This window comes from Salinivibrio proteolyticus (assembly GCF_027286365.1).
GTDB lineage: Bacteria > Pseudomonadota > Gammaproteobacteria > Enterobacterales > Vibrionaceae > Salinivibrio > Salinivibrio proteolyticus.
Genome location: NZ_CP114584.1, coordinates 2,268,467 through 2,281,210 on the forward strand (window position 1 = coordinate 2,268,467; position 12,744 = coordinate 2,281,210).

The following is a 12,744-nucleotide window of genomic DNA, read 5'->3' on the forward strand; positions in this document are numbered from 1 at the left end:
TTACCTCTGATACGTGAATGGCCTAAACGAACTCGTCGCCGCCACCACCCGTAAGCATGATTTCACCCGCATCCGCGAGACGGCGCGCGATAGACAGGATCTCTTTCTGAGCCCCTTCTACATCTGAGACACGGATCGGTCCCATGGCTTCGATATCGTCTTGCAGCATTTCTGCCGCACGCTTAGACATGTTGCGGTAGATTTTCTCACGTAGATTATCTTCCGCACCTTTAAGCGCTTTTTGCAAGACTTCTTGCGGCACGTCACGCAGCATGGTTTGAATACCGCGATCGTCGACATCGATAAGGTTGTCGAATACGAACATCAGATCTTGGATTTGCGAGGCCATCTCTTCGTCTTGATCGCGAATCGAGTCCATCAACACGCCTTCAATACTGTTGTCCATATAGTTCATGATCTCAGCTGCTGCCTTCAAGCCACCAATTTTGGCAGCTTGCGCCCCCGCTTGGCCAGCGAACTGTTTCTCCATGATTTCATTCAACTCGTGCAATGCAGCAGGCTGAACTTCTTCGAGGTTGGCAATCCGCATCATCAGATCTAACCGGTCACGTTCAACAAACTGTGAGAGGATCTCCGCGGAATGCTCGGGGTCGAGATACGAAAGTACAATGGTCTGTATCTGCGGGTGCTCGTTGATAATGATGCTCGCCACTTGACGAGGATCCATCCACTTGAGTGAATCCAAGCCTTTCGAGCCACTGCCAAGCAAAATCTGATCGACCAAGTTGTTGGCTTTGTCTTCACCCAACGCAGCCACCAGTGCATTACGGACAAAGTCTTCACTACCCATCCCGATTGAGGTGTATTTTTGGATTTCCTCGAGAAAGGCGCGGTGAACAGCGGCCACTTTATCAGAGTTAAGGTCAGTCATTGAGGTCATGGCCGCACCGACGCGTTGCACCTGCTTTGGCTCAAGGTGGCGAATAATACTCGCCGCATCTTGCTCACTCAGGCTCAACAACAAAATTGCTGCCTTTTCAATGCCACTCAACGAGTTGACATCAAAGCTGGTGCCCGGTTGCTCTTCACCGTCGGTTGTCGCGACTTCATTTGCCATCTTGCATTACCCAGTTCTTCACAGCTTGTGCGGCTAGGTCTGGCTCGTTCGCCACCAATGCCCGCACCGCTTTCAACAAGTCTTCATCTTTGTGTAAGTTTGGCAAGGACACATCCGATGAAGACATCGCAAAGTTACTTGAGCCATCAAGCTCCGAGCCAATCAGGCCAATGTCATCACCGTCAGGAGAGATGGGTAAGCCATCGGGTCCCAAGATCTCGCCATTGGGCCCCACGGTATTGCCATCTTCGTCGAGCGCTGGGTACAACAGCTTTTTCATGGCTGGGCGGATAAGCACCAAGATAACCACGATAATTACCAATGCCGCCGCCATCCAGCGCACCCAGTCGTTGAAGTTTGGATGCTCCCAAATTGGCACATCCATCGCCATATCTTGTTCAGGCTCAACAAAGGGCACCGCGATGACTTCAATCACGTCCCCACGCGCTTCACTGAAACCGACACCGCCCATCAACAAACGACGAATTTTTGCGATTTCATCATCGGTCAGTGGCGTTTTCACCACATCACCGGTTTCCGGATCCACACTTTGCTTAAAGTTGACCGCGACCGAGACGGTTTGGCGGTCAATAATGCCAGACTGTGCACGACGGTGACGGATGGTGGTGTCCAATTCAAAGTTTCGCGTGGCTTCACGACTGACCGAGCCCGTGTCTCCTGCGCCACCATTTTTCAAATCTTGAACGTCTTCAGGAATCGATGCATCCGCCGGTGGCTGATTACTTAACGCCCCCGGGATCCCTGCGACCATATCACTACTATTGTAGTCTTCACGGGTGTACTCACTGCGCGTGGCGGGCGTATTGGGATTAAATTGCTTTTGGGTTTCTTCTAGCGAACTAAAGTCCATCGACACATCGACTTGCGAGGTATAGTTACCCAAACCCAATACTGGGATGAGAATAGAATCGATTTTGTCGCGTAACTGGCGCTCTTGCTTACGCTCAAGCTCATATTCTTTGCGGCGTGCTGCCGTGGCAGGATCTTCACTCCCCGAGTTCAACAAACGTCCATGCTGATCGGTTACCGTTACACGGGTCGGTTTCAGGGATGGAACGGCAGAGGCAACCATATCGACAATCGAGTCCACCTCTTCTTGTCCGAGTGTATTCGCGCCGCCAAGCGTGAGAAATACAGTTGCTGAGGCTTCTTGATTGTGACGCACAAACACGCTTTGCTTTGGCATCGCCAGCAGCACGCGCGCTTTGCGGACATGACGGACTTCTTCAATCGCGGCAGCAAGTTGACGTTCGCGGCTCAGTTTCAAGCGCTCGCGCTCAAGCTGTTGTGAGACGCCAAATCCCATGTCATTAAGAAGGATATCATCGCCTTCAGCGGTTGCGGTGTTTAATCCTGCCCGAGTCAGTCCCAAACGAATCGATGAGTATTCATCCGCAGGGACACGAATCGTATTACCATCTAACTGATAATTAATCTTTTCTTGATCGAGGTGATCAAGCACCGGAATTAGCTCCTCGGTTTCATACGAGCCCAGTGGACGCATTTCGGGTTCTTGAACCCAGAAAAACAGCATCATAATCAACGCGACGCAGATAGCGACCGCTAACACGAGGATCATCTGACGTACCATGTCCAAGTCGCCGAATAGCGAGTCAGACTTGGCAGACTGCTCTAACGCATCCGGGTCTTGTACGTCTTGATCCATCTCTGGCCCAAGCTCCGTGGATGGCAATGCTGCCGCCCCTTCGGAGACTGCCAGATCGGTGTTTTGATTCTCTTCAGCCACTGGTTAATTCCTACATTACACTGGCATATTCATCAGTTCTTTGTACGCTTCAACCAGCTTGTTGCGGGTTTGAACCGTTGCATCGAATGCCACACTCGACTTATTACGTGCGATCATCACATCCGACAAACTGACACTACGGTCGCCTTCATCAAAGCGCGTGGCAAGTTCACCCGATGTTTTTTGTAATCCGTTAACATGGTTGATCGCGCTGGCCAGCATATCGCCAAATTCTTGGCTCACTTGTTGGCCCGTCGCTGGTTGCGACACGTTTTTCGCGGCCACCGCCATGGCTTGCATCTCTTGGGACAGGGCATTGACTTTCATCGTCGATCCTTACTGTGTCAATTTTTTGTCAACTTGGTCAGATTTTCTCCGCCATGACAGCTAACTTGCAACTTTGAGGCCACGTTGGCAAAGGCCTCACATCCTAGGGCGTTAGCTTGGAATTTCAATCCCAGCATCACGCATTTTGGCTAATTTATAACGCAATGTTCGCGGGCTGATCCCTAACCGCTCAGCCACTTCTTTGCGGCGTCCTTCACAAGCACGAATAGTATCTAGAATGATAGCAAACTCTTGATCCCGAAGCTCATTCCCCAATCCAGCATTACCGTTTATCGTTGGATCGGAAAAGGATGCCGCTGATGTCGCAACCGATGGTGCCACCGGCTGGCTATCCATCACTCGATGCTGTAAGCCAGAGGCATCATGCCAATCATGGCCCTCTAGCAAAATATCACTCGCTTGAATGCAGGCATTGCTCGCCAGAATCAGAGCGCGCTGCATCACGTTGTCGAGCTCACGGACGTTGCCGGGCCATGGATAGTGGAGGAGTTTCTGCTCTGCATCTTGACTTAATGTAGGGCACGGCATGCCTTGTTTTTGACAGTGGCGTGACAACAAATGACTCGCCAGTGGGATAATATCACCGGGCCTGTCTGTGAGCGCAGGCCAGGTAATAGGAAAGACGTTTAACCGATAATACAGATCTTCTCGGAAATGCCCTTCGGCCACATACTCTTTGAGATCGCGGTTACTGGTGGCCAATACGCGAACATCCAGTTGAATACTTTTACGGCCCCCTAAGCGTTCAACTTCACGCTCTTGAAGTACCCGCAATAACTTAGCTTGGAGACCCAAGTCCATTTCGCTAATTTCATCCAGCAAAATGGTGCCACCTTGAGCTTGCTCAAATTTCCCTGGGCAAGCTTGTACGGCGCCAGTAAATGCACCTTTCTCGTAACCAAACAGTGTCGCTTCCAGCATGTTTTCTGGAATGGCCGCGCAGTTAATCGCGACAAAAGGCGCCGCCACGCGCACAGAATGATCGTGGATATATCGCGCCATCACTTCTTTACCCGAGCCTGACGGCCCTAAGATCATCACATTGGCATCGGTCGCGGCCACTTTGTCAGCCAACGCCATCAATGCGACACTTTTAGGATCCGCGACAATGGCGTCCGAGCTGTCCGCTTTAACCGGAGCATAACGGCTGACCATGTTGAGTAGCACTTCAGGCGCGAACGGCTTGGCCATATAGTCAATCGCCCCTTCTTTCATCGCGGCCACTGCATCTTCAATGTTGGCGTAGGCTGTCATCAATAACACCGGTAAATTCGGGGTGTTATTTTTGATGGTTCGCAGCAAAGCGAGCCCGTCCATTCCGGCCATTTGGACATCGGAAACGACAATATCGACCGCCTCTGATTTTAAGGTCAGCAAGGCTTGCTCGGCACTATCAGCCTCGATCCAGTGATATCCGGCAAGGGCAAGCGTATCGACGAGGGCCTCACGCAAACCTTCGTCATCTTCGACGATCAGGACAGTTGTTTGGCTCATTGTGTTTCTCCTACGCTATCACTGCTTTTTGCAGCAGGGGTGTCTGCCAACGGCAAGCACAGTGTAAAACAAGCGCCTTGACCCGGCTCTGACTGCAGCGTCAAGGTGCCTTTGTGGGCATGGCAAACCATTTGAACAACGGCAAGCCCTAAGCCCGTCCCTTGCTGACGGGTGGTAAAAAAGGGCTCTAACACTTTCGCCTGAAGCTCAGGTGCGATACCTGGGCCATTATCGGCAACCGACAACAAGAGATTGCTTTCATGCGTGCGCGCATCGACCACGACTTGGCACGCCTTTCCCGCAACCTGAATAGCATTTACCACTAAGTTACTTAGTGCGCTCGCTAAGGCATTCACATTTCCCAGCAAGGTCACGCTTTCGTCATCACTATTGATGGCAAAATCAACATTCTTTCCTTGAACGACCGCGTCCACCATAGGCTCAAACTCATTAAAGAGCTGCTCAACCGTAAACCGGTCAACCACTTTGTTATCGCCCCCTTTAGCGAATAACAGCATGTCATTCACTTGCTTTTCGAGATCGTGCAGCCTATCGAGCAATTTCAACTGGAAACGCTGTCGGGTGGCTTCATTCAGATTGGGTGCACCTAAATTCGCCGCATACAACATGGCGCTGGATAACGGTGTTCGCACCTGATGTGCCAAGGAAGCCACCATTTTCCCTAAGGATGAAAGCCGCTGCAGATCACTGACCCGTGATTGCAGCAAGCGGGTCTCTGTCATATCGGTAATCAAGATCAGTTGACCAGAATCTGATGCCGATATGGCAAGCTTTACTCGGCGGCCATCTTTTAGCGATACTTCATGCCCATCATCATCACGCGGAGAGAAGGCGCGTTGGATCACGTCAAACCAACGTTCTTGCGTGAGTGGTTCACCCAACAAGCGACGAGCCTCTGGATTGGCTTCTGCCACTCGGCCGTTTGAATCAAGCAAAATCACACCAGCAGGCATGACATCCAATACTTGTTTATAACGCGTAACTTGTTGGTCCACTGATCCCAGTGGCGACGATTGGCTTTCCATCTCGGCAATACACGATTTGATAAAGGTTTTATCCAATTAAGCAGGGATTATGCCATAAAAATAGCTATTTATATCATGCAATTAGAAACAAAAAAGCGAAGTCATTTTTTTGACTCCGCTTTTTTGACACACGGTCGGTTTAAATCAATTCTTCTTTATTTAACCCGTATTTCCGCATCTTTTCGACTAGCGTCGTCCTTCGCATACTCAGCATGTCTGCCGCGCGAGCAACCACGCCTGATTGCGCCTCCAAAGCTTGTCGAATCAAATCAACTTCGTAATCCGCCAGCATTTCTTTTAGGTTAACGCCTTCCGGCGGTAGCACGACCGCGCCTGGACTATCGTGAAAGCCTGGCATCTCATCCATCATAGGATCATCGTCGGGTTCACTAAACATCGCCGTTAAGGCATCACGTTCAGCCACAGCGGTTTCTTCCACCGAATACGCTTCCGGCTGAAATTCTGGAATATCACTATAACGATATTTAGCAGGAAGGTGGTTGACGTCAACAAGCTGTCCCGGATACAAAATCGCAAGACGTTCAATGAGGTTGGCGAGCTCACGCACGTTACCGGGCCACTCATGCTCCATGAGCGAGTTGATCGCGCGTGGTGAGAGGTGCACACGGCTGCTTCCTTCACTATCGAGACGCGACATCAGTTCGTGTATCAGCATTGGGATGTCGTCAAGACGCTCTCTAAGCGGCGGCATTTCGATCGGAAACACGTTTAAGCGATAGTAAAGATCTTCGCGAAAATCGCCCTCTTCAATCATTTGCTCAAGCTGGCGGTGTGTGGCCGCAACCACTCTGACATCCGCGCGAATACTCTTATTTCCCCCGACTCGCTCAAAGGTGCGCTCTTGCAACACTCTTAGCAGCTTAACTTGCATCGGCATGGGCATATCGCCAATTTCGTCAAGGAATAAGGTTCCGCCCTCGGCCAACTCAAAGCGTCCTTTACGCGCGGAAATCGCCCCCGTAAACGCGCCTTTTTCGTGACCAAATAGCTCGCTTTCTAAAAGCTCTGCTGGGATGGCACCACAGTTGACCGGCACAAAAGGACCGGATGCTCGTGAGGAAGCATGATGAATGTGTCGAGCGACCACTTCTTTACCAGTACCCGACTCACCCAGAATCAATACATTCGCTTCGGTGGCAGCCACTTGGTCTACCAAACGACGGACTTGCCCCATCGCCTCACTCTTACCGACCATGTTGTGAAAGGCGGTATTGTCACCGCTAAGCTGCGGAATGCTAAATGCCTGTTTTCCTGCAAACTCTCGACAGTGGTGAAGCGCGTCAAATAATTGCGGGTAGTTAAGGGGGAGACCCAGTTCACCGACATAGTTTGGCAGTCCTGAAAGCTCACGGTCGTGGCGACGTATCGCGATAACAGGAACATGATGATAGGTAGCAAGCTGCTCAAGTACCTTTTCAAGCAAGGCAGAAGAGCGGACGTGGCCAAGAAAACATGCGCCCCAGTTTTGCTCCCAAAGTGCGTCACTGACATCTGCTGTCGAGTGAAGCGCGTAACGCTCGCCAATAAAGTCGAGTATCACGCCGAGATCGTGACGAAACTGGTCATCGTCATCGATAACAAGGATTTTTGCTAAATCTTGCATGTGTGAGATACGTCTGCCCTGATAGATATATTATTGTTGTCACGTGCTAAAAAGCCGCAACAAACTCAATTTTAATCAAGACATTGTAATAGAGAACGCACATAAGGCAACCGGAGACACAGTAAACCTGTGACTCCAGTGCCATGTCAGTCTTTTGGTAGGCTGTTTAGCTGGTCGCTTGGGTCAGATTATGGTATTCGGACGGAATCTGGTCCCACGCCGATTTTATCTCACGTAAAATCTCAATCACATCGTCGATGGGTTCCGGTTTATTTTCCAAATTCGCCTCACTGACTTGGCGAATCATAAAGTCATAAAGCGCATCCAGGTTGTTGGCAATTTCGCCTCCATCATCCATTGATAGACAAGCGCGGAGATTAATAATGATATCCAACGCTTTACCTAACCGCTCACCTTTGACGGATAAGTCGCCTTGTGCCATGGCGGCCTTGCCCTGAATCAAGCGTTCAATCGCACCGGCCATCAACATCTGTATGACCTTATGAGGCGACGCGGCGCTTAATTGACTGTCAACAGAGACCTTTTTATAGGCCTGTAGTGAGCCTCTCATAGTCTTCCTCACCTATTGAAATTTCTTATACAGCTGCACAGATTGCTTACCCTTGCGCTGCTGCAACAACGTCTTGGCAGCATCAGCTCTTTCATTATCGAGTGCTTGAACCAGCTGTTCGGTTCTTGATAATGCCTTTGCCCATGCTTGACCATCAGGCTGCTCCGAAGACGCTGCAATCTGGTCGAGTAATGCCTTTCTATCATGCAATTGCTGAGCCAGTTTTTCGGGATCAGCATCACGTTCGGCTAGTGAATGCGCAATCGCCTCATCAATCGCTTCTAATTGCTGAAGCCAGTGTGTCATTTCACTCGTCATCATGCTGGCATGATGTTTTGCATTGCTTGAAGCTGTGAGCGCATTTGCGCTGTCGCTTCTTCCATGGCAGAGAAGCGTTTCATGGTCCGCGCCTCAAGGTTTTCCATCCGTCTATCCAGCTCCTGCTGCTCATCGCGTAAGCGCAGCTTCTGATCAGACAAGGTATTCTCGCGGTTACTGATGGCGCCACCTGCCCCGGTAAAGCCATTCACAACTTCTTCCAGCTGGCGAGCAAACCCCTTGTTTCCACCAAAGAAACCTTCTAAAGCGTTAAAATTTTGACGCAGCTGTCTATCTAACACCTTGCTATCAATTTCTAACCGCCCATCCATCGTGGTCGTTACACCCAGCTCGCTGAGTGTCTTCATCCCTTCTGGTGCTTGTTCAATGGGCGATGAAAACAAGTTCCGTAAGCGACTTGTGGCCGTACGGATTACACTTTCTCCGACTAATGGCCCACCTTGCTGTGTCTCGGGATCGTATTTACCCACGGCTTGTGCCACACGGAAAAAGGCGTTGTAGTTATCAACAAAGCTTTCCAGCGTGGAGCGTACCGACTCACGATCATGCTCAACAGACAAGGTAATGGGTGACGCCCCAGCTTGACTGACGTCAAGTGACACCCCTTCAATCGCATTGGTAAAGGTGTTGGTTTCACTGGAGACAGATGCAATACCATCAATCATAATCTGCGCATCTTGCGCAGCTTGCATTTGCGTCAAGCCATTGCCAGCTTGACCGACTTTAAATCCCAGTTGATGCAGGGCGCTCCCCATTTGAGCATCAACGTTCACTGCAATCTGATTGCCCGCCCCCGTCTTAGTGCCGTTTAGAACCAATCTTGCACCACTGTCATCTTGGATCAGTGACGCTTGCACACCGGGGTTGGTTGGGTCGCTATTAATCGCACGGACAACGTCGGTTAAACTATTTTTACCTTGCGGGATATCAATGATGCTTGTCCGGTTGCCCATGGTAATGGTGAGCTTACCAGTACCGAGTGGTGCATCAGAATCCATGCCAGCAGAAACGAGCTTATGCGTGCTCGCTAGCTGCTGAACATTAATTTGGTATTTTCCGGGGATCGCATCAGGACTCGCTGATGCACTTAAAGCGTCAGAATTACTGACTGAGGCAGTCCTTGCCGCATAAGACTCGTTGCGACGAAAGTCATACATTTGACTTTTGAGTTTATCGAGAGATTCTTTTAAGCGGCCAAACGCACTGATGTCAGTTTCGACATCATTCATGCGTTTGACGATTCGCTCTTGTTTGGGTGCACGCTCAGCATCCACGATCTTAGTGACCATGGCATTGATATCGATACCGCTACCCATGCCTGCTGCGTTTACACCCATGACGATTCTCTCACCTCGTTATACCTTTTCTGCCACCAGCCCTCGCGCATGTTGCGACAATTGCTTGGCCAGCTCTAGCATTTCTTTTTCTGGGATTTGGCGGATGATATCCCCACTGCTCATTTCATAAACAGTGATGATACTTCTGCCCGTATCCTCATCAAGCCGGAATGCTAGGCCTTTGTTAAAAGAGGACATAAACTCATCGAGACGTTCGACCAACTTCTCCAGCTGCTCACGTTGCATTTCGCGGGTTTCGTTAAGACGCTCCGCTTGTTCAACGCGTCGCTGCTGCATAGACTCACGCGTTTCTCGACGAACGGCCTGCTGGTTTTGACTCACGCTAACCTGGTCAGACCGAGTTTTTCCTACTCTCTCTTCTCTTGCAATCTTTGTGCCGTCGGAAGAGCCGGTATGAGGCAGGGATGAAGTTGAAACGGATGAAATGTCCATTACGATTCACCTCCTGTTAGCGTAGCGGCGGAGTGTCCGCCGCTACTGGGTTATAAAGCGTGATTAACCCAACAGGCTCAGTGCCGCTGACGGCGCCTGCTTGGCCTGTGCCAGAATCGACGTACCAGATTGCTGCAGAATCTGAGACTTAGTGAACTCAGTGGTCTCTTTAGCGAAGTCCACATCGCGGATTCGGCTGTTAGAGGCGGTCACGTTCTCGTTCACGTTGTCCAAGTTCGCAATCGTGTGGCTTAGACGGTTCTGTTTCGCACCCAGCTCAGCACGGTGTGAGTCGATAAACTGCATCGCGTTATCGATAAGACCCACAGCTTTCTGTGCACCACCGATAGTCGAAACATCCACATCTTTGATGGTTTCATCCACCTTGGTACCCATTGCCAATGACGTTGCCAATGCACCGGTAAAGGTAGCATCTGAACCTGCTGCAGTGACAATCTGAAGCTCACCATCTTCAGTAACCGATGCGCTCAGTTTGTCTTGCGACTGACCATTAATATAGGTAGCAATTTCTTCAATGTCATCGCCGCCTTTTGCTGTCACGTTGATAGAGGTCGTTGCACCGTCCGCATCCGTAATAGTAATGGCTAAGGTTGCACCGTCTGTTGCTGTCCAACCTGCAGATTTTGCGTTTGCTGCAGTAAAGCTAGCACCACCCATTTCAGCATGATCAGCACGGATGTTTTTGAATTCCATCATCACGGCTTCACCGGCATCCGCACCCACTTGGAATGAACGCGTACCAAATGTGCCGTTCAGTAGTTTCGCACCACCGAATGATGTGGTTTCTGCAATACGGTTTAATTCGTCTTGCAAGGCCACCACTTCTTCTTGGATAGCTGCACGCTCAGAGTCGCCGTTTGCACCGTTAGCGGACTGCAAGGATAGGTCACGCATACGTTGCAAGATGTTGCTTGACTCTTCCATCGCCCCTTCGGCGGTTTGCGCCATAGAGATACCGTCGTTGGCATTACGTACGGCAACATCCAGACCACTGCTTTGAGACATCAAGCGGTTAGAAATTTGCAGACCCGCTGCGTCATCCTTGGCGCTGTTGATACGATAACCGGATGACAAACGTTCCATTGAGTTGTTCAGCGCATCGGTTGAGTTATTCAAGTAACGCTGAGCAGTCATTGCAGGGACGTTAGTGTTAACTGTAATAGCCATAACTATTCTCCTTTGGTTCTAGGTCCGGCTTCGCCCAGCTGACCAGGGAAAACCAGTTCGAAAATCTTTCACAACCCATTTAGCGGCGCACAGTCAAAAAGCTTTAATATTTTTTGCGTGCTGACGATGGCTAAACCACCGTCGCTTCATGGTGCTATGGAAGTTAACGTCCACAGGAGAAATATCTTTAGCGTGATTCGCGAAAAAAATGACATAAAAAAAAGCGGCAATCAGTTGCCGCTTTTTAGTTGCTTGATTTGTCAGTGTTACTGAAGCAAGTTCAGTGCAGCTTGAGGCATCTGTTTGGCCTGAGCCAACATCGACGTACCCGCTTGCTGAAGGATCTGCCCTTTCGTCATGGCCGTGGTTTCGCGCGCGAAGTCAGTATCGCGAATCCGGCTATTGGACGCAGACACATTCTCCTGAATGTTCGACAAGTTGCTGATGGTGTGGCTCAAGCGGTTTTGCTTCGCACCCAAGTCAGCACGCTGACTGTCGATATAACGCATCGCAGAGTCAATCACACCAACGGCCATTTGTGCACCGCCCACATCCGATACGTCGATGTCTTTGGTCGTGATCAAGTCACCGTTACCGGAAACTAACCCTAACGATGTCGCAAGTCCGCCTCCGAAGGTAACTGTGCCTTCGACTTTGGGCTCTTCGATAAAGATTTGCAATTGCCCTTCTTCATCGACAGACGCGGTGAGCATTTCATCGGATTGACCATTGATGTAGCTGGCCAATTCTTCAACATCATCACCTGGCTTGGCACCGATCGTTAAGCTGACATTTTCACCGTCTTTGGTGGTAAACTGTAGCTGCAGTGTTGATGCGGTCGGGTCAACTTGCCAGTCAGCCGATTTTGGCTGTGTGCCAACGAATTCAACCCCACCCATGCGGAAATCATCCGCGCGGATACTGGTTAAGCCCATGATGATCGCCTCACCGGCATCGGCACCGACTTGGAAAGACGCATCCCCGAAAGAGCCGTTGAGTAGGCGTCGCCCACCGAATGCTGTAGTTTCTGCAATACGGTTTAGCTCATCCTGCAAGGCTGCAACCTCTTCTTGAATCGCGATGCGCTCGGATTTACCGTTCGCGCCATTCGCTGACTGCAGTGAGAGATCTCGCATACGTTGCAAGATGTTAGTGGATTCTTGCATGGCGCCTTCAGCGGTCTGCGCAATCGAAATACCATCGTTGGCGTTTCGCATTGCCACATCCAGACCACGCGTCTGAGCAACCAAACGGTTAGAAATCTGCAAACCCGCCGCGTCGTCTTTAGCACTGTTGATTCGGCTACCTGACGACAGACGTTCCATTGAATTATTCAACTCATCAGTCGCTTTATTCAGGTAACGCTGCGCAGTCATCGCAGACACGTTGGTGTTAACTGTTACACCCATTTTGCTCTCCTTTGACTTTCGCTTGCTTTGCGAAACAGCCTACCCGCGACGTGTTGCACTGTTTGTTTGCGGTGCTGCGGGAACAGCTT

12 protein-coding genes are annotated in these 12,744 nt (G+C 50.4%); all 12 read right to left on the minus strand.

The annotated features are described in order from the left end of the window. Nucleotides 1-22 precede the first annotated feature (22 nt). Nucleotides 23-1,078: a flagellar motor switch protein FliG gene (gene fliG / locus N7E60_RS10775; protein WP_269597478.1), complete on the minus strand. Its 1,056-nt coding sequence runs from the start codon at nt 1,076-1,078 to the stop codon at nt 23-25. After that, the gene (fliF, locus tag N7E60_RS10780) at nt 1,068-2,846 is read right to left on the minus strand and encodes a flagellar basal-body MS-ring/collar protein FliF (RefSeq protein ID WP_069587135.1); all 1,779 of its coding nucleotides are present in this window, start codon (nt 2,844-2,846) and stop codon (nt 1,068-1,070) included. The genes fliG and fliF overlap by 11 nt, the downstream gene beginning before the upstream one ends. 15 nt (nt 2,847-2,861) lie before the next feature. Next, on the minus strand, nt 2,862-3,173 hold the full coding sequence (gene fliE / locus N7E60_RS10785) for a flagellar hook-basal body complex protein FliE (protein WP_269597479.1): 312 nt from the start codon (nt 3,171-3,173) through the stop codon (nt 2,862-2,864). 111 nt (nt 3,174-3,284) lie between these two features. After that, the gene (locus N7E60_RS10790; protein ID WP_269597480.1) at nt 3,285-4,688 is read right to left on the minus strand and encodes a sigma-54-dependent transcriptional regulator; all 1,404 of its coding nucleotides are present in this window, start codon (nt 4,686-4,688) and stop codon (nt 3,285-3,287) included. Beyond that, nucleotides 4,685-5,734 carry a sensor histidine kinase gene (locus N7E60_RS10795; protein WP_077455547.1) on the minus strand — a complete coding sequence of 350 codons (1,050 nt, stop codon included), beginning with the start codon at nt 5,732-5,734 and terminating at the stop codon, nt 4,685-4,687. The genes N7E60_RS10790 and N7E60_RS10795 overlap by 4 nt, the downstream gene beginning before the upstream one ends. 139 nt (nt 5,735-5,873) lie before the next feature. Further along, nucleotides 5,874-7,358 (minus strand): sigma-54 dependent transcriptional regulator, encoded by a 1,485-nt coding sequence (locus N7E60_RS10800; RefSeq protein ID WP_077479283.1) that lies wholly within the window; start codon nt 7,356-7,358, stop codon nt 5,874-5,876. 166 nt (nt 7,359-7,524) lie between these two features. Beyond that, entirely contained in the window at nt 7,525-7,929 is a 405-nt protein-coding gene (gene fliS, locus N7E60_RS10805) for a flagellar export chaperone FliS (RefSeq protein WP_069589317.1), read from the minus strand. A 12-nt stretch (nt 7,930-7,941) separates the two neighbouring features. Next, nucleotides 7,942-8,235, minus strand: coding sequence for a hypothetical protein (locus tag N7E60_RS10810; protein WP_131825260.1), 294 nt, complete (start codon nt 8,233-8,235; stop codon nt 7,942-7,944). 11 nt (nt 8,236-8,246) lie between these two features. After that, nucleotides 8,247-9,605, minus strand: a complete 1,359-nt coding sequence (fliD, locus tag N7E60_RS10815; RefSeq protein ID WP_096629600.1) for a flagellar filament capping protein FliD — start codon at nt 9,603-9,605, stop codon at nt 8,247-8,249. Between the two features lie 18 nt (nt 9,606-9,623). Continuing rightward, nucleotides 9,624-10,058, minus strand: coding sequence for a flagellar protein FlaG (locus N7E60_RS10820; protein WP_167314734.1), 435 nt, complete (start codon nt 10,056-10,058; stop codon nt 9,624-9,626). A 63-nt stretch (nt 10,059-10,121) separates the two neighbouring features. Next, nucleotides 10,122-11,246, minus strand: coding sequence for a flagellin (locus N7E60_RS10825; RefSeq protein ID WP_167314735.1), 1,125 nt, complete (start codon nt 11,244-11,246; stop codon nt 10,122-10,124). Between the two features lie 266 nt (nt 11,247-11,512). After that, a complete protein-coding gene (locus tag N7E60_RS10830) occupies nt 11,513-12,655 on the minus strand; it encodes a flagellin (RefSeq protein ID WP_269597481.1) in 1,143 nt (380 codons plus the stop codon). Between the last annotated feature and the right edge of the window lie 89 nt (nt 12,656-12,744).